This window comes from Streptomyces sp. NPDC002888 (assembly GCF_042888465.1).
Taxonomy (GTDB): Bacteria; Actinomycetota; Actinomycetes; order Streptomycetales; family Streptomycetaceae; genus Streptomyces.
The window spans coordinates 131,776-150,762 of sequence record NZ_JBIAPU010000026.1; the positions used below are offsets into that span (position 1 = coordinate 131,776).

The 18,987-nt window shown below is 72.2% G+C and carries 18 protein-coding genes and 1 pseudogene; 6 read left to right on the forward strand and 13 right to left on the reverse strand.

The window, feature by feature from the left end:
- Nucleotides 1–27 precede the first annotated feature (27 nt).
- The gene (locus ACFYWX_RS34725) at nucleotides 28–591 is read right to left on the reverse strand and encodes an NAD(P)H-dependent oxidoreductase (RefSeq protein WP_389428808.1); all 564 of its coding nucleotides are present in this window, start codon (nucleotides 589–591) and stop codon (nucleotides 28–30) included.
- Nucleotides 592–711: 120 nt separating this feature from the next.
- Between ACFYWX_RS34725 and ACFYWX_RS34730 the strand changes: the two genes are divergently transcribed.
- The 3 genes from ACFYWX_RS34730 (at nucleotide 712) to ACFYWX_RS34740 (ending at nucleotide 4,037) form a co-directional block, all read left to right on the forward strand.
- A complete protein-coding gene (locus ACFYWX_RS34730; protein ID WP_389428809.1) occupies nucleotides 712–1,365 on the forward strand; it encodes a TetR/AcrR family transcriptional regulator in 654 nt (217 codons plus the stop codon).
- 81 nt (nucleotides 1,366–1,446) lie between these two features.
- A complete protein-coding gene (locus ACFYWX_RS34735) occupies nucleotides 1,447–2,496 on the forward strand; it encodes a LacI family DNA-binding transcriptional regulator (protein WP_389428810.1) in 1,050 nt (349 codons plus the stop codon).
- A 104-nt stretch (nucleotides 2,497–2,600) separates the two neighbouring features.
- Nucleotides 2,601–4,037 carry a benzaldehyde dehydrogenase gene (locus tag ACFYWX_RS34740; protein WP_389428811.1) on the forward strand — a complete coding sequence of 479 codons (1,437 nt, stop codon included), beginning with the start codon at nucleotides 2,601–2,603 and terminating at the stop codon, nucleotides 4,035–4,037.
- A gap of 23 nt (nucleotides 4,038–4,060) precedes the next feature.
- Here ACFYWX_RS34740 and trxA read toward each other — a convergent pair whose 3' ends face one another.
- Complete coding sequence (gene trxA, locus ACFYWX_RS34745; protein WP_389428812.1) at nucleotides 4,061–4,441, reverse strand: thioredoxin; 381 nt, start codon at nucleotides 4,439–4,441, stop codon at nucleotides 4,061–4,063.
- 133 nt (nucleotides 4,442–4,574) lie between these two features.
- Between trxA and ACFYWX_RS34750 the strand changes: the two genes are divergently transcribed.
- Nucleotides 4,575–6,005: a dihydrolipoyl dehydrogenase family protein gene (locus ACFYWX_RS34750; RefSeq protein WP_389428813.1), complete on the forward strand. Its 1,431-nt coding sequence runs from the start codon at nucleotides 4,575–4,577 to the stop codon at nucleotides 6,003–6,005.
- Between the two features lie 318 nt (nucleotides 6,006–6,323).
- On the opposite strand, the gene ACFYWX_RS34755 is transcribed toward ACFYWX_RS34750, so the two are convergent.
- Entirely contained in the window at nucleotides 6,324–6,971 is a 648-nt protein-coding gene (locus tag ACFYWX_RS34755) for a peptide deformylase (protein ID WP_389428814.1), read from the reverse strand.
- Between the two features lie 148 nt (nucleotides 6,972–7,119).
- Between ACFYWX_RS34755 and ACFYWX_RS34760 the strand changes: the two genes are divergently transcribed.
- Nucleotides 7,120–8,556, forward strand: coding sequence for a PepSY-associated TM helix domain-containing protein (locus ACFYWX_RS34760; protein ID WP_389428815.1), 1,437 nt, complete (start codon nucleotides 7,120–7,122; stop codon nucleotides 8,554–8,556).
- A gap of 80 nt (nucleotides 8,557–8,636) precedes the next feature.
- Here ACFYWX_RS34760 and ACFYWX_RS34765 read toward each other — a convergent pair whose 3' ends face one another.
- From ACFYWX_RS34765 to ACFYWX_RS34800, 8 genes are all read right to left on the reverse strand, one after another.
- A complete protein-coding gene (locus tag ACFYWX_RS34765; RefSeq protein WP_389428816.1) occupies nucleotides 8,637–8,984 on the reverse strand; it encodes a tetratricopeptide repeat protein in 348 nt (115 codons plus the stop codon).
- Nucleotides 8,985–9,290: 306 nt separating this feature from the next.
- On the reverse strand, nucleotides 9,291–10,256 hold the full coding sequence (locus tag ACFYWX_RS34770; RefSeq protein ID WP_389428817.1) for a pirin family protein: 966 nt from the start codon (nucleotides 10,254–10,256) through the stop codon (nucleotides 9,291–9,293).
- Entirely contained in the window at nucleotides 10,253–10,537 is a 285-nt protein-coding gene (locus tag ACFYWX_RS34775; RefSeq protein ID WP_389428818.1) for a hypothetical protein, read from the reverse strand. The genes ACFYWX_RS34770 and ACFYWX_RS34775 overlap by 4 nt, the downstream gene beginning before the upstream one ends.
- Nucleotides 10,513–11,442, reverse strand: coding sequence for an RNA polymerase sigma-70 factor (locus ACFYWX_RS34780; protein ID WP_389428819.1), 930 nt, complete (start codon nucleotides 11,440–11,442; stop codon nucleotides 10,513–10,515). The genes ACFYWX_RS34775 and ACFYWX_RS34780 overlap by 25 nt, the downstream gene beginning before the upstream one ends.
- Nucleotides 11,439–11,774 carry a hypothetical protein gene (locus ACFYWX_RS34785; RefSeq protein WP_389428820.1) on the reverse strand — a complete coding sequence of 112 codons (336 nt, stop codon included), beginning with the start codon at nucleotides 11,772–11,774 and terminating at the stop codon, nucleotides 11,439–11,441. The genes ACFYWX_RS34780 and ACFYWX_RS34785 overlap by 4 nt, the downstream gene beginning before the upstream one ends.
- A gap of 205 nt (nucleotides 11,775–11,979) precedes the next feature.
- The gene (rox, locus tag ACFYWX_RS34790; protein WP_389428821.1) at nucleotides 11,980–13,410 is read right to left on the reverse strand and encodes a rifampin monooxygenase; all 1,431 of its coding nucleotides are present in this window, start codon (nucleotides 13,408–13,410) and stop codon (nucleotides 11,980–11,982) included.
- A 711-nt stretch (nucleotides 13,411–14,121) separates the two neighbouring features.
- On the reverse strand, nucleotides 14,122–14,499 hold the full coding sequence (locus ACFYWX_RS34795; protein WP_389428822.1) for a nuclear transport factor 2 family protein: 378 nt from the start codon (nucleotides 14,497–14,499) through the stop codon (nucleotides 14,122–14,124).
- A 266-nt stretch (nucleotides 14,500–14,765) separates the two neighbouring features.
- On the reverse strand, nucleotides 14,766–15,884 hold the full coding sequence (locus ACFYWX_RS34800; protein WP_389428823.1) for a tetratricopeptide repeat protein: 1,119 nt from the start codon (nucleotides 15,882–15,884) through the stop codon (nucleotides 14,766–14,768).
- A 33-nt stretch (nucleotides 15,885–15,917) separates the two neighbouring features.
- On the opposite strand from ACFYWX_RS34800, the gene ACFYWX_RS34805 reads away from it, so the two are divergent.
- Nucleotides 15,918–16,193 (forward strand): substrate-binding domain-containing protein, encoded by a 276-nt coding sequence (locus ACFYWX_RS34805; protein ID WP_389428824.1) that lies wholly within the window; start codon nucleotides 15,918–15,920, stop codon nucleotides 16,191–16,193.
- Nucleotides 16,194–16,236: 43 nt separating this feature from the next.
- Here the strand turns inward: ACFYWX_RS34805 and ACFYWX_RS34810 are convergent.
- Nucleotides 16,237–16,489: pseudogene (locus tag ACFYWX_RS34810) on the reverse strand (IS110 family transposase); the annotation flags it as partial.
- A gap of 36 nt (nucleotides 16,490–16,525) precedes the next feature.
- Nucleotides 16,526–18,637, reverse strand: coding sequence for an acyltransferase family protein (locus tag ACFYWX_RS34815; protein WP_389428825.1), 2,112 nt, complete (start codon nucleotides 18,635–18,637; stop codon nucleotides 16,526–16,528).
- Nucleotides 18,638–18,987 lie beyond the last annotated feature (350 nt).

An 18,987-nucleotide genomic window follows, 5' to 3' on the forward strand; every position in this document is an offset into this window, starting at 1 on the left:
CGGCCCCCTCCGGGCGTCAGGCGTGGATCACGCGGCGGCGGGCTCGCTCGCGTGGCCGTGCAGGCGCGCGACGACCTCGGTCAGCTGGGCGGCGACCTCGGCGTCGTCGGACGGGTGGGTCTCGGCGAAGCGGGTCAGGGAACCGGGGATGGAGAGCTTGAGGTCCTCGATCACCTTGCCGCCCGCAATGGCCACGGACTTGCGGGTCTCGTCCTGCGCCCACACACCGCCGTACTGACCGAACGCGGTGCCGACCACGGCGACCGGCTTGCCGCCGAAGGCACCGGCACCGTACGGGCGGGACAGCCAGTCGATGGCGTTCTTCAGGACCGCCGGGATGGTGCCGTTGTACTCGGGCGAGAAGAAGAGGAAGGCGTCGGCGGCCTGCGCGGCCTCACGCAGCTTGGCGGCGGCGGCCGGGACGCCGCCCTCGACGTCGAGGTCCTCGTTGTAGAACGGGATCTCCGCCAGGCCCTCGAACAGCTCGACCTCCGCACCCTCGGGAGCGAACTTGACGGCCGCCTCGGCGAGCTGGCGGTTGTGCGAACCGGCGCGAAGGCTGCCGACGAGCGCAAGAATGCGAACGGACATGCGAACTCCCAGACGTGTGAAACAGTGCCGTTACCAATCCGGACCGAGGTCCGTTTTTAGTTTGTATCACCCTAAGCGGACCGCGGTCCAGTTTTGTTCCCGGTGCTTTACGCTGTTTTCATGTCCGCCCCCCTGCCGCCCTTCCCGAAGCCGCAGCAGCCGCTCGCCGAGCCCGAGCTGCTGCAGCTCGGAGCCGTCGAGGACGAGCCGTGCCTGCGGGCCGACGCCGCCCGCAACCGGGCCAGGCTGCTGGAGGCGGCCGCGCGACTGGTGGCGGAGCACGGCGCGGCCGGCGTCACGATGGAGGCGGTGGCCGCCGCGGCCAACGTCGGCAAGGGCACGGTCTTCCGCCGCTTCGGTGACCGCACCGGCCTGCTGACGGCGCTGCTCGACCACTCGGAGAAGCAGTTCCAGGCCGCCTTCCTGACCGGCCCCCCGCCGCTGGGACCCGAAGCGCCGCCCGTGGAGCGACTGCGGGCCTTCGGCTGCGCCCTGCTGCGCCGCTCCGTCGACGAACTCGACCTCCAACTGGCGGCCGAGCCGAGCCCCGAGCGCCGGTTCTCCGTCCCGGTCCGCCGCGTGCACCACCACCATGTAGCCCTGCTGCTGCGGCAGACGGTGCCGGACGCGGACAGCGAGATCCTCGCCCACACGCTCATGAGCTCCCTCAACCCCGTCCTCATCCACCACCTCACCCGCCAGTGCGGGCTGCCGCCCGAGCGCCTGGAGGCGGCGTGGTGCGATCTGGTCGCCCGGGTGACGCGCACCGACTGAACGGGCCCCGGGCGGTGGCGCGTTCGTAGAAACCCGGACGAAGTTCCCCCGCCCGGACCCCGGGGCCGCGCTTCTGCCAAGATGCCGTACGTCATGGTGCAGATACCGAAAACGCCCGCGCCCCTGTCGCCCCCCGCACCGCGCCCGGTACCCACGAGCGCCGATGTGGCCCGCCTGGCCGGCGTCTCGCGCGCGACCGTCTCCTACGTCCTGAACAACACCAGCGCCGTACGGATCAGCGAGCCCACGCGCCGCCGGGTCCGCGAGGCCGCGAAGGAACTCGGGTACGTACCGCACGCGGCGGCCCGCAGCCTGCGCGCCGGACACAGCCGGATGGTGCTGATGCCCGCCCCGCCCGTCCCGGCCGGCCCGCTGTACAGCCGGTTCGTGCACGACTTCCAGCGGGCGCTCAGCCGTCTCGACTACACCGTCGTCCAGTACGGCGTCAGCGGCCTGCGCGGCGACGAGGCCGCCCGCGCCTGGGCCGAGCTGCGGCCGGTCGCCGTGCTGGTGCCGGGACCCGGCATCGGCCCGGACGGGGTGGCCGTCCTCAAGCGGTCCGGAGCCCGGGCCGTGGTGACCCTCGGCGCCGAGCCCGTCGAGGGCGCGCACGCGCTGCTGATGGACCACGCGGGCGTCGGCAAAAGCGCGGCCGAGCACCTTTACGCCCGCGGCCGCCGTCGTATCGGCGTCGTCGTCCCCGAGGAGCGGGGCATGGAGATGTTCTCCCGGCCCCGTCTGGACGGCGCCCGCGCCGCCCTGCGCGGCACCGACGCCACCGTGACCGAGCTGCCGCTCGCCCACACGGAGGAGTCCGCGGCCGCCCTCGCCGCCCGCTGGCGCGACCTGGGCCTGGACGCCGTGTTCACGTACAACGACGAGTACGCGATGCTGCTGATGCGCGCCCTGCAGGACGAGGGAGTGCGCATCCCGGAGGACACGGCCGTGATCGGCGCGGACGACCTCATGCTCGGCCGGCTGCTGCGGCCCCGGCTCAGCACCGTCCGCATCGAACTGCCCTCCGGCCGCGACCTCGCCGGACTCGTCGACCGGGCGGTGCGCAATCCGGGCGGCGAGCCGGAAGTGCGGGAGACGTACGGCGCGACGGTGGTGCACCGCGACTCCAGCTGAACCGCGGGGGCGCAGGGTGCTCACCCGTCACTTGCGCCACTACGCTGTTGAGCGCTCAACAAAGCGTAGGCGTTTGACCACCGCATGCTGATCGGAGAGCCGTCATGCCGTTGCTCGACCCCACGTCCTGGCAGTCCGACCCCCTGTCAGGACCCGAGTACGCCGTCACCGAGCCCGCCACCGGCGACCGGCTCGCCGCGGTCACCCTCGCCGCCGCCGAGGACGTCCGCCCGGCCGTCGAGGCCGCCCGTGCCGCCCAGACCGAATGGGCCCGCGTCCCCCACTTCGTCCGCGCCGGGGTGCTGCGCAAGGCCGGCGACCTGTTCGCGGCGCACGCCGAGGAACTGCGCGAATGGCTCGTGCGGGAGTCCGGTTCGATACCCGGCAAGGCGGACTTCGAACTGCACGTCGCCGCCCAGGAGTGCTACGAGGCCGCCGCCCTCGCCTCCCACCCGGCCGGACAGGTGCTGCCCAGCGAGGCCCCGCGTCTGTCGTACACCCGGCGCGTCCCGGTGGGCGTCACGGGCGTGATCGCGCCGTTCAACGCCCCGCTGATCCTCTCCATCCGCTCCGTCGCCCCCGCCCTCGCGCTGGGCAACGCGGTCGTGCTGAAGCCGGACCCGCGCACCGCGGTATGCGGTGGGCTCTCCCTCGCGGCGGTCTTCGCCGAGGCGGGCCTGCCCGAGGGGCTGCTGCACGTCCTGCCCGGCGGCCCCGACGTGGGTCAGGCACTGGTCGCGGACCCGCAGGTACCGGTGATCTCCTTCACCGGCTCCACCGCGGCCGGACGCGCCGTCGGCGAGGCGGCGGGCCGCCACCTCAAGCGCGCCCACCTCGAACTCGGCGGCAACTCCGCCCTGGTCGTCCTGGAGGACGCCGACCTCGACGCCGTGATCTCCACGGCCGCCTGGGGCTCGTTCTTCCACCAGGGCCAGATCTGCATGACGACCGGCCGCCACCTCGTGCACCGGTCCCTCTACGAGGAGTACGTCGAGCGGCTCGCCGCCAAGGCCGACTCCCTCGCCGTCGGCGACCCGCACCGTGCGCAGGTCCACCTCGGCCCCCTCATCGACGGCACCCAGCTCGCCAAGGTGCACGCACTCGTCGAGGCAAGCACCGGCGGGGGCGCCAAACTGGCCGCGGGCGGCACCCACGACCAGCTCTTCTACCGGCCGACCGTCCTGGCGGGCGTCGACGACCACACCCCCGCCTACGCCGAGGAGGTGTTCGGACCGGTCGCGCCCGTACGGCCCTTCGACACCGCCGACGAGGCGGCGGCCCTGGCCGCGCAGAGCCCGTACGGCCTCTCCCTGGGCATCGTCACCCGCGACACCGCACGCGGACTCGACCTCGCCGAGCGCATCCCCACCGGCATCGTCCACATCAACGACCAGACCGTGAACGACGAGGCCGTGGCACCCTTCGGCGGCATCGCCGCCTCCGGCACCGGCGCCCGCTTCGGCGGCGAGGCCAACCTGGAAGCCTTCACGGAGGTGCGCTGGACGACGGTGCGGGGGGACGTGGCGCCGTACCCGTTCTAGGACCCGGGCGCCCGGGCCGGGGATTACTCGGCCTGGGCGTTGGCCTGCTGCTCGGCGACCGACTTGCGGACCTCGTCCATGTCGAGCTTGCGGGCCTGCCCGATGACGTCCGTCAGTGCGGCCTCGGGCAGGGCGCCCGGCTGCGCGAACACGGCAACCTGGTCACGGACGATCATCAGCGTCGGAATCGACTGGATCCCGAAGGCCGCGGCCAGCTCCGGCTGCGCCTCGGTGTCCACCTTGCCGAACACCAGGTCGGGGTTCTCCTCGGCCGCCTTGTCGTAGACCGGCGCGAACTGACGACACGGCCCGCACCAGGACGCCCAGAAGTCGATCAGGACGAACTCGTTGTCCGTGACCATCTGGTCGAAGTTCTCCTTGGTGAGCTCCACGGTGCTGCTCATGGCGTGAATCCCTCTTCCTGGTGTCGGGGGCGAAGCCGTCGGCACAACACGGCCGGACGACCACCTATTCCGCATGGTGTCCGGCGCGCATACCCGTGTGGCCACGTCGCACACCACCCACCAGACTGACCCCATGACGGAAACGGAAACCATCGCGTACGACGTCGTGGTGCTCGGGGCCGGGCCCGTGGGGGAGAACGTCGCCGACCGCGCCCGCGCGGCCGGCCTCACCACCGCGGTCGTGGAGAACGAGCTCGTCGGCGGCGAGTGTTCGTACTGGGCCTGCATGCCCAGCAAGGCCCTGCTGCGCCCGGTCATCGCCCGCGCGGACGCCCGCCGCGTACCCGGCCTCAGCCAGTCCGTGCAGGGCCCCCTCGACGCGGCCGCGGTCCTCGCACACCGCAACTACTACACCTCCGACTGGAAGGACGACGGCCAGGCCCAGTGGCTGGAGAGCGTCGGCGCCGACCTCCACCGCGGCCGAGGCCGCCTCACCGGAGAGCGCACGGTGACGGTCACCGGCCCCGACGGCGAGCGGCGCGTCCTCACCGCCCGGCACGCCGTCGCGGTCTGCACCGGCAGCCGCGCCCAGCTGCCCGACCTGCCGGGCCTCGCCGACATCAAGCCCTGGACCAGCCGGGAGGCGACGAGCGCGCAGACCGTCCCCGGCCGCCTGGTGGTGGTCGGCGGGGGAGTGGTGGCCACCGAGATGGCCACCGTCTGGCAGGCCCTCGGCTCGAAGGTCACCGTCCTCGTCCGCGGCAAGGGCCTGCTGAACCGCATGGAGCCCTTCGCCGGCGAACTGGTCGCCGAGGCCCTCACCGAGGCCGGTGCGGACGTCCGTACCGGTACGTCGGTGGAGTCGGTGGCCCGCGAGAACGGCGGCGTCGTGGTCGTCACCGACGGCGGCGACCGCATCGAGACCGACGAGATCCTGTTCGCCACCGGCCGCGCCCCGCGCACCGACGACATCGGCCTGGACACGGTCGGCCTGGAGCCGGGCAGCTGGCTCTCGGTCGACGACAGCCTGCGGGTGACCGGCACCGACTGGCTCTACGCGGTCGGCGACGTCAACCACCGGGCGCTGCTCACCCACCAGGGCAAGTACCAGGCCCGCATCGCCGGCGCCGCCATCGCCGCCCGCGCCTCCGGTGCGCCGATCCCCGAGTCGGAGCCGTGGGGCGCCCACGCCGCGACCGCCGACCACGCCGCCGTCCCGCAGGTCGTCTTCACCGACCCGGAAGCAGCTGCCGTGGGCCTCTCCCTCGCGGAGGCCGAGCAGGCCGGCCACCGGGTCCGCGCCGTGGACGTCGACCTCTCCTCCGTGGCCGGCGCCGGCCTCTACGCCGACGGCTACCGCGGGCGGGCCCGCATGGTCGTCGACCTGGAGGCGGAGATCCTGCGCGGCGTCACCTTCGTCGGACCCGGCGTGGGCGAGCTCATCCACTCGGCGACGATCGCCGTCGCCGGCCAGGTACCGATCAGCAGGCTGTGGCACGCGGTGCCGTCGTACCCGACGGTCAGCGAGGTGTGGCTGCGGTTGCTGGAGGCTTACCGGGGGTGAGGCCGGGCGGCCGACGAGCGGGGCGAGGGCGGCCCGGTTTGCCCGGGGCGGTGCGGCACGGCCCCGGCGGTCCGCGCCCCCTGTCCCAGCTCACGCCCCGCGAGGTCGGTCCTGCCGACGCCGGGCGTGATCGGCGGTTTCGCCGTCCGCCTCGGCCCGCGGCGCCGGCTCGCACGGGCGGATCGGGCCCGCGGAGGCCCAGGGGGTGTCGTTTGGACGGTACGCGAGTCATGCTCCGCCTTGCGATGCACCGCACCACGCGCCGCGGCCTGATCCAGGGTGATCCGGGCTGATCCAAACGACACCCCTGGCAGGCCCTCACTCCGGCAGCGTGAACCCCAGGGCCGCCGCTGCCCGTTCCGCTGTCGTCTGCGTCCAGTACTCCGCCGCCGCCTGGTGCGAGGAGAGGGAGCGCAGCTCGGCTCGGTCCAGGTAGAGGACGCCGTCGAGGTGGTCCGTCTCGTGCTGCACGATCCGTGCGGGCCAGCCCGTGAACACCTCGTCCAGCGGGCGCCCGTGCTCGTCCTCGCCGGTCAGCCGCACCTCGGCGTGCCGGGCCACCACCGCCTGGTAGCCCGGCACGCTCAGGCAGCCCTCGAAGAACGCGGCACGGGCGGTGCCGACGGGCTCGTAGGCCGCATTGACCAGCACCCGGAACGGTTGCGGCACCCGGCCCCGGGCCACCGCGATCTCCTCCGGAACCGGCGCCGGGTCCTCGATGACCGCGATCCGCAGCTCCACGCCGACCTGCGGCGCGGCGAGGCCGACGCCCGGCGCCGCGTGCATCGTGAGGCGCAGGGCCTCGACGAAACGGGCGAGGAGCGCGGGGTCCAGCTGGCCGTCGAAGCGCTCGGTGCCACGCCGCAGCACCGGGTCGCCGGCCGCGACGATGGGCAACGGGCCGTCGGTGGCGAGGAGTTCCTCGACCCGCTCGGCAAGGGGCGCGCGGTCAGGGGGAGAAGCCATCGCGCCAGCATGCCACGGCACCCAAGACGACCGGAGCGCCTTGGTGTGACGCAGGCCACTGAATTCGCCGGGAACTCGGCCGCCCCGCGCCCCGACTACTGGAGCGACACGGGCTGAGACAGGCCCCGGACCCCGGAGAATCCCGCCGATGACCACCGCTTCCTCGCCCTCCCCCACTTCCGGCTCCGCTCCAGCGGGGGGACCCCCATCGGACGAGGCTCCGCAGCCGAGCGCTGCCGCGCCTACCCCCGGCAGATGGGCCCCGCTGCGCCCGCTGATCCTGCGACTGCACTTCTACGCCGGCGTGTTCGTGGCGCCCTTCCTGCTCGTCGCCGCCGTCACCGGATTCCTCTACGCCGGCGCCTCCCAGGCCGAGAAGCTCGTGTACACCCACGAGATGACCGTTTCCGTGGGCGAGACGAAGCTGCCCATCTCGGAGCAGGTGGCCGCCGCCCGCAAGGCCCACCCCGAGGGCACGGTCTCGGCCGTACGCCCCTCCCCGGAGGCGGACGCGACCACCAGAGTGCTGCTGTCCGGGGCCCCGGGCGTCGCCCCCGACCACACCCTCGCCGTGTTCGTCGACCCGTACACCGGCGAGGTGCGCGGCGCCCTCGAACAGTACGGCGCCACCGGTGCGCTGCCGTTGCGCACCTGGATCGACGAGCTCCACCGCGATCTGCACCTCGGCGAGAGCGGCCGTCTCTACAGCGAGTTCGCCGCGAGCTGGCTGTGGGTGATCGCGGGCGGCGGCCTGGTGCTGTGGTTCTCCCGGCGCCGCGCCCAGCGCAAGGTGCGGGGGACGAGCGGGCGGCGCCGCACCCTGGGCCTGCACGGCAGCGTCGGCGTGTGGGCCGCCGTCGGGTTCCTCTTCCTCTCGGCGACCGGCCTGACCTGGTCGACGTACGCCGGCGCCAACATCGACGAGCTGCGCACCTCGCTCGGCCACTCCACCCCGTCCGTGTCGGCGACCGCGGGCGGCGACCACTCGGGCCACGGCGCGGCGGCCGGCTCCGGCGGGGACGCGGGGCACGGCGTCGGCCTGGACAAGGTGCTGGCGGCCGCGCGCGCGGAGGGGCTCGGCGACCCGGTCGAGATCGTCCCGCCCGCCGACGCCTCCTCGGCGTACGTCGTCAAGCAGGTGCAGCGCAGCTGGCCCGAGAAGCAGGACTCGGTCGCGATCGACCCGGCCACCGGTGAGGTCACCGACGTCCTGCGGTTCGCCGACTACCCGCTCCTGGCGAAGCTGACCCGCTACGGCATCGACCTGCACACCGGCGTCCTCTTCGGCCTGGTCAACCAGATCGCCCTGATGCTGCTGGCGCTCTCGCTGATCCTGCTGATCGTGTGGGGCTACCGCATGTGGTGGCAGCGCGGCCGCGGTTCCGCCTTCGGCCGCCCGATCCCGCGCGGCGCCTGGCAGCAGGTGCCCCCGCAGATCCTCGTTCCGCTGGCGGCCGCCGTCGCCGTCGTGGGCTACTTCGTGCCGCTGCTGGGCATTCCCCTGGTGGCGTTCGTCGTGGTGGACGTGGCCCTCGGAGAGATCGCGTACCGGCGGGGGCAGCGGACGTACGGGAAGGCGACGTAGCGGCACGTCACCACCGCGCGCCGGGCCCGACTCCGTGGGGGAGCCGGGCCCGGCGCGCGTGAACGGCACGGTCGTCCGGGTCAGAGTCCGCTGAAGTCACCCGCGAGGGCCGAGGCGAGGCGCAGGTGCGGCCCGGCCTCCTTGTGGCGCCCCTGGCGTTCGAGGGTGCGGCCCAGCATCAGCCGTGCGTAGTGCTCCACCGGGTCGCGCTCGACGATGACGCGCAACTCGGCCTCAGCGCGGCGCAGTTGGGCCGAGTGGTAGTAGGCGCGCGCCAGCAGCAGCCGCGGTCCGGTCTGCTCCGGCGCCTCCTCGACCAGCCCGCCCAAAACGCGGGCCGCGGCGGCGTAGTCCTTGGCGTCGAAGAACATCCGCGCGCGCTCCCAGCGCTCCGCCTGCGTTCCGTGGTCGTAGTACGTGATGTCCACTCTGACCTCCTTCGAGGCCGACAACGGAGTAGGTTGGTTCAATATTCCACTACATGGTGGGGTCGGTGCGGGCCTCTTGGAGCCGGTCGAGGAGCGCTGACGCGACGGCTCCCACAGGACTGGGTCGGGCGGCATGAGCAATCTTGTTCGCGAGGCGGTTCCCGCCGTGTGCGGCGGCCCGTCTGCTGCCCAGCCTGGGCCGTCACATGGTCGGCGCCCGGTGCTTCGTCGATCCTTGCTCCGCAGCACACACCGCATGGGAACGCCCCCAGCAGTAACGCGGATGGGGGCGTTCGAACGGTCCGGCTAGCGCACGCGGCCGCGCGGCTTGAGTGGGGTCGTCGGCAGCGTGGGGGCGGTGAGGGGGCTGCCGTCGTACCCCCGCACCTCGCCGAAGCGGGCGCCCGTCATCCAGTCCTCGCGGGCCTGCTCGATCTCCGCCTGCGTCCGGCCGACGAAGTTCCACCACATGATGAGCTCTTCCTCGAACGGCTCGCCCCCGAGCAGCATGAGGCCGGCGTCCGACTCGGCCCGCAGCGCCAGCTCGGTGCGACCACAGCCGAGGTACAGCATGGAGCCGGGCAGCAGGGGCACACCGTCGACGTGCACCTCGCCGGACATGGACAACACGCCGTACTCGAAGTCGGGCACGAGTGGCAGCCGGACATCGGCGCCGCGGGCGAGCGCGAGATCGGCGCCGACGATCGGCGTGTATGTCGTGCCCGGCGACGTCGCGCCGTCGAGCTCGCCGAGAATCACGGTCGCGGCCAGGCCTGGCGCCGAGACCGTCGGCAGCTCGGCGTGATGCTCGAACCTCGCGTCGGTGTGCCGGTGCGCGTCCGGCAGCGCGACCCACAACTGCGCGCCGTGCAGGAAACGGGCGTGCGACTTCGGACTCTCCTCCGAGTGGCTGATCGCCCGGCCCGACGTCATGAGCCCGAGCTCTTTCGGTCTGATGGTCTGCAGGCTGCCGGTCGAGTCGCGGTGCAGCACCTCGCCCTCGTGCAACCAACTGACCGTCTGCAGGCCCATGTGCGGGTGCGGTGGCACCTGCATGCCGGGCTCGTCGGCGATGTCATCCGGGCCGTAGTGGTCGACAAATGCCCATGCGGCGATCATGCGTCGGCCGAGGTTCGGCAGTAGCCGGCGTACCTCGGTTGCCTCGCCGAGCTTCACGTTTCGGGGGCTCAGGAGTTCGCGGACGGGTTCGGCGACGACGAATCCGCGCCCGCCGCACACGCTCGGTACGGGCGCGCGGTCAAGGTTGCTCATGCGGCACAACCTAGCCGTGCGCGCACTTTGGCGCAGAAAGACTCTGGGGTGAGCCGCTCGATCGGCGACCAGCCAGGCGCGCACGGCGGGTCGTGCAGCACGCATTCGTCGGGCATGTCGGTGTCGGGTGGCGCCTCGCGATGGTCGGCCAGGAGGCCCCGTGCCCGCGACCGGCCGTCGACGATGGCCTGACAGCCGGCTGCGGACTGCTCGGCGATGTCGCCCTCGCCGGACGTGAACGCTTTCGGCGTCTCGATCAGCGATCCGCCGAGCTCAGCCACGTGGAACCGCGTTTGACGCTCGCAGTACGCCCGCCGTCCGGCGGCGCACTGTGCATGAGCTTGTCGGGGTTGCTCACCGTGCGGATCGCCTGGATTCGTCCGTCGAGGATGTCGAGTGTCCAGGTGTTGAGGACCTTGCCGTCCCGGTCGCGGAAGATCGCGCCCGGCTGGCCGTTCACCTGGCGTGGCTCCATGCTGCCGCCGATCCGGATGAACGGCGGGAGGAGGGCGGCGAGCACCTGGCACACAGGGCCGGCGCCGTAGAAGCCCCCGGCCCACTGCGGGGCCTTGCCGCCGCCGTCCGCGACCAACGACACGTCGGCGGCGAGCAACTCCCGCAGCCCGTCGACGTGCCCCTCCCGCAAGGCGTCGAAGAACCGCCCGGCGAGCTCCTCGCGCTCCCTCCGGTCGGCCTCGAACCGGGGCCGGCCCGCTTGCATGTGGCGGCGCGCCCGCACAGCGAGCTGACGGCATGCCGCCTCCGACGTGCCCAGTGCCGAGGCGATCTCCGGGAAGCCGAAGGCGAACACCTCCCGCAGCACGAAGACCGCACGCTCCAGCGGGGAGAGCCGCTGCAGCAGCAACAGGGATGCCATCGACAGCGAGTCGGCAAGCTCCGCCGACTGCTCCGGGTCCTCGTAGGGGTCGGTGAGCAGTGGCTCGGGGAACCACGGCCCGACGTACGCCTCCCGCCGGACCCGGGCCGAGCGCAACGCGTCGATGGAGATCCGGGTGACCACGGCCGAGAGGAACGCCTTGGCCGACGCGGGTTGTGCCGGTGAGAGCTCGTAGCGCAGCCAGGTCTCCTGGACCGCGTCCTCCGCCTCACTCACACTGCCCAGGATCCGGTAGGCGATCGAGAACAGCAGCGGCCGCAGATCCTCGAACTCCTCGACCCGGGTCACGCCGGCCCCTTCTCGAAGCCCTGCCGCCACGACGGGCGACGCAACTCCCGGCCCGGCTCCCTCCTGACCTTGGTGTCGGAGAAGCCGCCCCCTTCGGTCATCATCGTCACCACCCCCTCCCTGGCCGGCAGCCGGGCCGGCCACGCGGGGGCCCGCATCAGCCGCTTCGTCCCCGCGCCCGCCATCACCACCGCCTCGGCACCCAGCTGTTCCCCCAGCCCCTTCTTGGCCGCGCTCGTCGGCGTCGCCGTCACCTGGTGCCCCCGCGTCACCAGCTGTGGCACCGGCCGCCGCCCCAGGACCCCGGTCCCGCCCGCCACGAACACCCGCATGGCTGTCACCTTCCTGCTCCCGAAGTTCGTCTTCGAGACCTGAGACGAGACAGCCCCGCCGTCTGTGACATCAGAGCATCGGTGGGACGGGCGGCGATCACCTTCCGCCGGTCCAGCCGCCGCATCGCCGGCACCAGCTCGACGCCGGACTCGCCCAGCAAGGACAAGAAGGAGCGCTCGGTGTCGTGGCGCCGACTGCTCGCGCTCAGCCGGCGGCAGCTCCGAACCACCGTGGCAGTCGGCTGAGCAGATCCCGCTGATCCTCACCGACCCACGCCACGTGGCCGTCCGGCCGCAGCAGTGCCGCGGGCACGTCCAGTTCCTCGCTGACGTCGACGACGTGATCGACCCGGTCCGCCCAGCCCTCCACCGAGAGCCGGCCGGTCTGGTCGAGCAGCAGCCCGCGGCCGCCGTGCATCAGCTCGTAGAGGCGACCCCGCTTCAACTGCACGTCCCGCAGCCGCCGGCCGAGCAGTTCGTGGCCCTCGCCGAAGTCGTAGCGCACCTCGACCGCGGTGATCATCCCGGTCACGTACCGGTTCACCTCCTCGAAGTCCAACAGCTCCGAGAACAACTCCCGCAACGCCTCTGCACGCGGACCGGCCTCCAGCAGCACGCCCAGCGCACGGGCGTTGGCCACCACGCGGGCGCCCACCGGGTGCCGTTCCGCGTGGTAGCTGTCCAACAGGCCCTCCGGCGCCCAGCCGTTGACCTCGGCGGCCAGCTTCCAGCCGAGGTTGAACACGTCCTGCACACCGAGGTTGAGGCCCTGCCCGCCGGCGGGCGGGTGGATGTGCGCCGCGTCACCGGCCAGCAGCACCCGGCCGACGCGGTAGCGCTCGGCCTGCCGGGAGGCGTCGCCGACCCGGGACAGCCAGCGCGGCGAGTGCGCGCCGAAGTCGGAGCCGGTGAGCTCCCGCAGCCGCCGCTTGAACTCCGCAAGGGTCGGCGCAGTCGCACGATCCTCGGCCACCCCGTCGGCGGGCACGATGATGCGGTACGTCCCTTCGTCCCCGACGGGGTCGGCGCCGAACCGTACGTGGGTCTTGCGGACTTCGGCAGTCACGGCGGCCACCGTCGCCGGATCCTCGGTCACCTCCACATCGCCCAACAGCGTCTCGACCGTGGCGGGCTCACCGGGAAAGCCGACACCGAGCAGCTTGCGCACCGTACTGCGGCCGCCGTCGCAACCGACGAGGTAGCGCGAGCGCAGCCGCGTGCCGTCCGCCAGCTCGACGGCCACCCCGTCCTCGTCCTGGCTGAGCCCGACCACTTCGCAGCCGCGCCGGATCTCTGCACCGAGTTCGACGGCGTGCTCGGTCAGCAGGCGCTCGGTGACCGACTGCAGGATGGCGAGGCCGTACGGGTGTGCGGTGTCCAACTGCTCCGGCCATGGCTTGGTGATGACGCCGAAGAGGCCGCCGGCCTTGAACCGTTCGCCGGCCGCGAGGAACCGGTTCAGCAGGCCGCGCTGGTCCATCACCTCGACGCTGCGCACGTGCAGGCCGCGCCCGCGGGACTGCCCGGTCGGCTCGGTCAACTTCTCCAGCACGACCGTCCGCACCCCGGCCAGCCGCAGCTCGCCCGCCAGCATCAACCCGGTCGGTCCACCGCCGGCAACGATCACATCGATCATCACAAACCCTCATGTATTTCCGCAGATTGTCGCTTCGGCCGATGATTCTGCGGCACGCCCCGGGTCTTGCCGCAATCCCCCCGGTGCGCTATACGTTGTGAGTGGCAAGGAGTGGGTAATCTCCTTGCCTTTGCCTTTTGTGGTCCGCTGCGGACGGACAATCTCCTCGCGAAGCGGCGGCGTGCCGCGTACGGCGGATCAGGTCGCAGGTAACGACCTTGGGAGCGTTTGAGATCCGGACGTCCTGGCCCGGCGGGGCGGCTGGTGGGTGATCAGTAGGCGACCCGCCGAGCGAGGGCCACTTCGGTGCTGAACTTGCGGCGGGTCGCCCGCCGGGCAGAGCGGTCGGACACCAGCCCGGCGATAGCGAGGTGGGTCTCGGTGAAGGTCTCGCGGCGGCCGGCAGCCCCAGCCGCAGGTGCGCCAGCGTGACGAGCAGTCGATCGGTGAACACCAGTCGCTGCTTGGGACCGGCTCCGGCGGTCCGCCGGCGGGTTCCACCACGCCTTTCGTGCAGCGCCGACTCTCGCGCGGCCTGCCACTTGGGGGCGAGCTCTACGAGCAACTCGCCGAAGCGTGCACGGGAGATGCCGGACAGGACAGGATGGCAGCAGGCCGCCCGGGCCCAGGTAAGTCTCACAACTCGCCCAACCCGTACAACCCTTGATACGTCACACCTGCCGGAACCTCGCCGCGAGCGGCAGCGCCGCCTCACATGGGCTCAACCAGAGCCGCCCGCCACTCCGGGCGCGGATCAGCCCCCACACTCGTCCAGTACTCTCGGCCGCGCACGATCAGTCCCTGCTGGACGGTCCAGAATGAGGCCACGCGGAACACGCCGAACTCGTCATGAGGCACCTCGACCTCAGAGACCACCTCGCTGCCTTCAGCCACGATGCGCAGCACCCGAATCGACCAACCCCCCGGGTATGCGCTGTTCACCGCGACGAAGTTCTTGCTCCCAACGATGCGCTCCCCGCTGACCGGCCACTCGACCACGACGTCCTCTGCGACCAAGCCGGCGACAGCTGACCAGTCGCGCGCCTCGATCCGATCCCACAACGCCTCAACCACTCCCGAAGACTCCATGGGCGCACCCTGTCACGAGCCACTGACACCCCGGCCCTGGAGCCCAGGGCGACCTGGCACGTCGACCCCAGAGCAGCCGTACCCTCACTGCCGCCAATAGATCCAAAGCTCATAGGCCGCGGCGCCTGATGAGCGCAGGTGAGCGGGCACTCGACGGCGAGGGGCCGTTGGGCCGTCGACTCCAGGCACCTGACGCGGCGCCACCGGCTACGGAGCCGTTGACCAACGAGCGGACAAGGTGACTGTCGCACCGTCAGCCGCTTCTGTCAGAACCTCTCAGCCCCGGGGCTGAGCTCCCGTAGGGCGGCCTGTCCCGCCGCGTGGTGCTCGGCGGCCGCAGCCGGGTCCGTCTCGGCGATCGCGATGCCTTGGTGGGCCAGCGCTTCCTCGTAGCGGTTTCCCAGGGGCGAGGCCAGTTCCAGCGCCTGTCGGTGGAGCCGTAGGGCCTCCTCGGGGAGGCCCGCGAGTCGGCAGGTCTCGGCGTAGCCGTTGAGGAAATGGATCTTCCAGTGTTCCTCGAACAGTTCGTCGAGCAGCGCGAATGCCTCGCGGTGGCCGGCGAGTGCCTCCTCGTAGCGGCCCATCTGCCGCAGCGCGACGCCCAGGCAGTTGAGGCACCACGCCTGGTTGTGAAGGTGGCCGTCGTCGCGGGCCAGCGCCAGCGCCTGATGCAGGTGGTTCGCCGCCTCGTCGGGTTCCTCGTGGGCGATGGCCACGCCGAGCGTGATCCGGGCCGTCAGAGTGGGCGGCCATGCGGGGTCGGCGTGGGGGATGGCCAGCACCTCCCGGGCCCGCTGCGCCGCTTCCTCACGGTGTCCCAGCTGCAGCATCGTCCACGCCTCCGACGCGGCCGCGTGGGCCGCGTCCGTCGGGCAGTCGGTCTTCTCGTACAGCTTCCGTGCCAGCCGGAAGAGTTCGAGCGGCTCCTCGACGTGCCCCGCGTCCCAGCTCAGATAGCCACGACGCATGGCCAGCTCGGCTTCCGCCCGCGCATCGCCCGCCTGGGACACCCGCAGGCCGGCCGCCTCGTACGCGGCGGCGGCCTCCGCCATCCGGCCCGCGTTGTAGCGCGCGAAGCCCAGGTCGCTGTGCGCCTCGGCCAGTTGCAGCGGATCGCCCAGGCGCTCGGCGGCGGCGAGCGCCTGGGCGAAGAGGAAGTTGAGATGCGTCGTGCCGCAGCGCCGCGCGAAGTAGGCCCGCAGGAAGTGCGGCAGCTCGCACAGGTGTACGTCCGCTCCGACGGCTGCCGCCGTCTCGAAGGCGGCGATCAGGTTTCCGTACTCCGTGGCGAGCCAGGAGAAGGCCGCCTTCTTGTCCGAGAACCGCGGCAGCTCGGCCGGCGGGCGGCCCGCGGAGGCGGCCCGGCCGGGCGACAGGAACGGCATCGCGGCGTCGGCGGCGACCTGCCGACCGCGGTCGTGGCCTACAACGACCAGTCGGCCATCGGCCTGCTCGCCGCTCTCCGGCGGGCCGGGGGCACCGTCCCGGGCGCCGTGTCCGTGGCCGGCTACGACGACACGCTGTCCCGGCTGGCGTGTTTCGACCTCACCACGGTCAGCCAGAACGCCGAGGAACAGGCCCGCCACGCCGTGACGGCCCCCGTCGAATGCCTCGACGAGGGCCGCACCGCGTTCTGCGAGATCGTCCTCGCTCCCCAGCTGGTCATCCGGGGGACCACGGCAGCGGTTTCCTGACTGACTGATTCCTCATGCCCTCTGTCAACCCGCGAGAGCGGTGGGCGGTGGTCGGTGCGAGCTCGTAGCAGCGTCCGTCGCGCAGGAGGGCCCAGAGGACGTTGACCCGGCGGCGGGCGAGTGCGAGTACAGCTTGGGTGTGGCGCTTGCCCTCGGCGCGTCTGCGGTCGTGGAACCGGTGGGATTCCTCGCAGTGCCGGATGCTGAACGACGCCGAGGTGCAGAAGACGCGTTGGAGGCGGCGGTTGTATCGCTGTGGGGCGTCGCAGGTTGCCGCTGATCTTCCCGGCGTCGCGTCACTCGGTCACCGTCGCTTTGATCATCCGGTGTGTTCATGGCGCACCCACGAGGCGATCCAGCGATGGCGCCAGAACCGGGGCAAGCGCATCGGCGTACGCCTCCGAGAGGTGGCTGTCGTCGCGGTAGACGGCGGTGTCGGCGACGACCACGGGGCACATGCCGGTGCGGGGGGCGCAGAGCCAGGGGGTGGGGTCGATGACTGTGGTGGCCGTCGTGGATGCGGCGGTGCGGAGGGCGGTACCGCGGGTCGCGTCGCGGGTCGCGTCCGGCAAGTGGTTCGCGCAGACGCGTAGTTGCAGGGAGTTCCTGGCGGCGCAGTCGATCGGGTCGCCCTTGGGCCATGGGGTGTCGAGCAGGGCGGCGACCCGGACGCCGGAGGTACCCAGGTTGCGGAAGGTGTTCTCGAAGCCGGTGGTCCACTGATGGAGGGGGTCGGCGGCGGGGTGGGCCGGGTCTCCGGCGTCCGAGGAGGAGACGACGACCAGGTCGGGGCGCAGGGTCTTGATCCTGGCCATGGCGTTGGAGCGCCAGGTGTCGCATGCGGTGTACGGCTTGTGGCCGCTGACGATGGTCACGTCGGCGACCTTGCAGGAGGCCTTCGTCAGCGAGACCAGCTTCCAGCCGCGTGTGGTCGCGAGCCGTTGCAGGGCCGGGAACCACTGGGCCGCGTGGGAGTCGCCGAAAAGGACGACCGTACGGGAGGAAGTCCGGTCGCCGTAGACGCAGGGCCGGGTGCGGGTGGCGGCGTGGTCGACGTGGCAGCCGTCCCGGTAGACCGCGGAGCGGGAGGACTTCACCTTCGGCAGGGGCGGGGCGAGGTTGCTCGGCAGGGCGGTGGGGGACGACGCCAGGAGTTCGGTGAGACGCGCCTGCGGGGCCGGTGCGTCGGAGAGGGCCTGCGCCAGCGCGGGCGCGGGGTCGCCCACCTCGATTGTCGGCGGGACCGCCGTCGCCGTCAGGGACAGCGCCGAGGCGCCGGCCGACAGCGCGGCCCCGAGAACCAAGGCGCGGCGGGGGCGCCTGCGGAAGGCCCGGTGGAAGCGGACCGGGTTCTCGACGAGGCGCAGGGTCAGCCACGCCAGGCCCAGCGCCGACGCGGACAGCCCGAGCGCGAGCGGCACGTCGGCCGTGCCGTCGGCGCGGCCCAGCACCGCCGGGGCTATGACCAGCAGCGGCCAGTGCCACAGGTACCAGCCGTACGAGAGTCCGCCGAGCCACACCAGCGGGCGCCGCCCCAGCAGCCACCCCGCGCCGTGCGGGGTGGGCGCGCGGCCGCCGGCCAGGACGAGCGCGGTACCGGCGACCGGCAGGAGGGCGTGGTAGCCGGGGAAGGGCGTCTCGTTGTCGTACCAGACCGCTGCCAGCGTGACGCAGGCCAGGCCGAGCCAGGTCAGCGGGGCCGCGAGGGCGGGGGGCAGCCGTTCCAGCCGGCCGGTGCCCAGCGCCAGGAGCGCGCCGACAGCCAGTTCCCAGGCCCGGGTGAGGGAGCCGAAGTACGCCCAGGGCGCCGAGGAGTTCGTCACGAGGACGCCCGCCGCGAACGACCCCAGGCACAGTACGCCGAGCGGCACCGCGACCAGTCGGCGCCGGCCGCGGGCGACCCGCCAGGTGAGCAGCAGGAGCAGCGGCCACACCAGGTAGAACTGCTCCTCCACGGCGAGCGACCAGAAGTGCTGGAACGGCGACGGCGGGCTGTTCTGGGCGAGATAGTCCGTACCGGCCGCCGCCAGCCGGAAGTTGACCGCGTACAGCGCGCTGGCGAGGGCGTCGCCCGCGTACTCGGCGAGCCGCGCCTTCGACAGGAACAGCCACGCCCCGCCCAGCGTGACGGCGATGACCAGGGACGACGCGGGAAGCAGCCGCAGTGCCCGGCGGGCGTAGAAGGAACGGACCGACACCCGGCCGGTGGTGGCGAGTTCGCGCAGCAGCAGCGACGTGATGAGGAAGCCGGACATCACGAAGAAGACGTCGACACCGATGTAACCGCCGCTGACCTGGGACACGCCGGCGTGGGAGAGCACCACCAGCCCGACGGCCACCGCGCGCAGCCCCTGGATGTCGAGGCGCAGGGCGTGGCCCTCGGGCGGTGCGGATCTGGCGCTCGCCGGGACGGTACATGTCTCGGCGGACGTGATGCTCGACATCAGGTGACTCCTCGGGGTGACTGACATGCTTCAGCTAAAAGATCGGTCCCGCCGCCACACGGGGTTCCGCTGTTGTCGCCCCAACTTCGCCTCAGCCGCGAAGGTTCAACCGCGTGAAACCATCGGTTCACCTCCATTCAGCCTGGTGACAAGAGACATCGATCTTGTTGATCAGCCGCTCGACGGTGTTTCCCTCCTTGTAGAGGTCGGCGTCGTGGCTGACAGGCCGATTGAGACTGCGACTCGTCCCTTCCCCTGAGCCGACCCCGACCGTTTTTCGCCCTGCGCCCCGATCGCCCCTGAGCGGTCCCCGACCCGACCCGGAAAAGCCCCTGACAGGGGCACCACAT

Bases quoted from the DNA above. Each gene is read 5' to 3' on its own strand.
- ACFYWX_RS34770 (WP_389428817.1), bottom strand. From the start codon at position 10,256: ATGAGCAACCTTGACCGCGCGCCCGTACCGAGCGTGTGCGGCGGGCGC.
- ACFYWX_RS34725 (WP_389428808.1), bottom strand. From the start codon at position 591: ATGTCCGTTCGCATTCTTGCGCTCGTCGGCAGCCTTCGCGCCGGTTCG.
- ACFYWX_RS34740 (WP_389428811.1), top strand. From the start codon at position 2,601: ATGCCGTTGCTCGACCCCACGTCCTGGCAGTCCGACCCCCTGTCAGGA.
- rox (WP_389428821.1), bottom strand. From the start codon at position 13,410: ATGATCGATGTGATCGTTGCCGGCGGTGGACCGACCGGGTTGATGCTG.
- ACFYWX_RS34755 (WP_389428814.1), bottom strand. From the start codon at position 6,971: ATGGCTTCTCCCCCTGACCGCGCGCCCCTTGCCGAGCGGGTCGAGGAA.
- ACFYWX_RS34795 (WP_389428822.1), bottom strand. From the start codon at position 14,499: ATGGAGTCTTCGGGAGTGGTTGAGGCGTTGTGGGATCGGATCGAGGCG.
- ACFYWX_RS34760 (WP_389428815.1), top strand. From the start codon at position 7,120: ATGACCACCGCTTCCTCGCCCTCCCCCACTTCCGGCTCCGCTCCAGCG.
- ACFYWX_RS34750 (WP_389428813.1), top strand. From the start codon at position 4,575: ATGACGGAAACGGAAACCATCGCGTACGACGTCGTGGTGCTCGGGGCC.
- trxA (WP_389428812.1), bottom strand. From the start codon at position 4,441: ATGAGCAGCACCGTGGAGCTCACCAAGGAGAACTTCGACCAGATGGTC.
- ACFYWX_RS34785 (WP_389428820.1), bottom strand. From the start codon at position 11,774: ATGCGGGTGTTCGTGGCGGGCGGGACCGGGGTCCTGGGGCGGCGGCCG.
- ACFYWX_RS34730 (WP_389428809.1), top strand. From the start codon at position 712: ATGTCCGCCCCCCTGCCGCCCTTCCCGAAGCCGCAGCAGCCGCTCGCC.
- ACFYWX_RS34800 (WP_389428823.1), bottom strand. From the start codon at position 15,884: ATGCCGTTCCTGTCGCCCGGCCGGGCCGCCTCCGCGGGCCGCCCGCCG.
- ACFYWX_RS34815 (WP_389428825.1), bottom strand. From the start codon at position 18,637: ATGTCGAGCATCACGTCCGCCGAGACATGTACCGTCCCGGCGAGCGCC.
- ACFYWX_RS34735 (WP_389428810.1), top strand. From the start codon at position 1,447: ATGCCGTACGTCATGGTGCAGATACCGAAAACGCCCGCGCCCCTGTCG.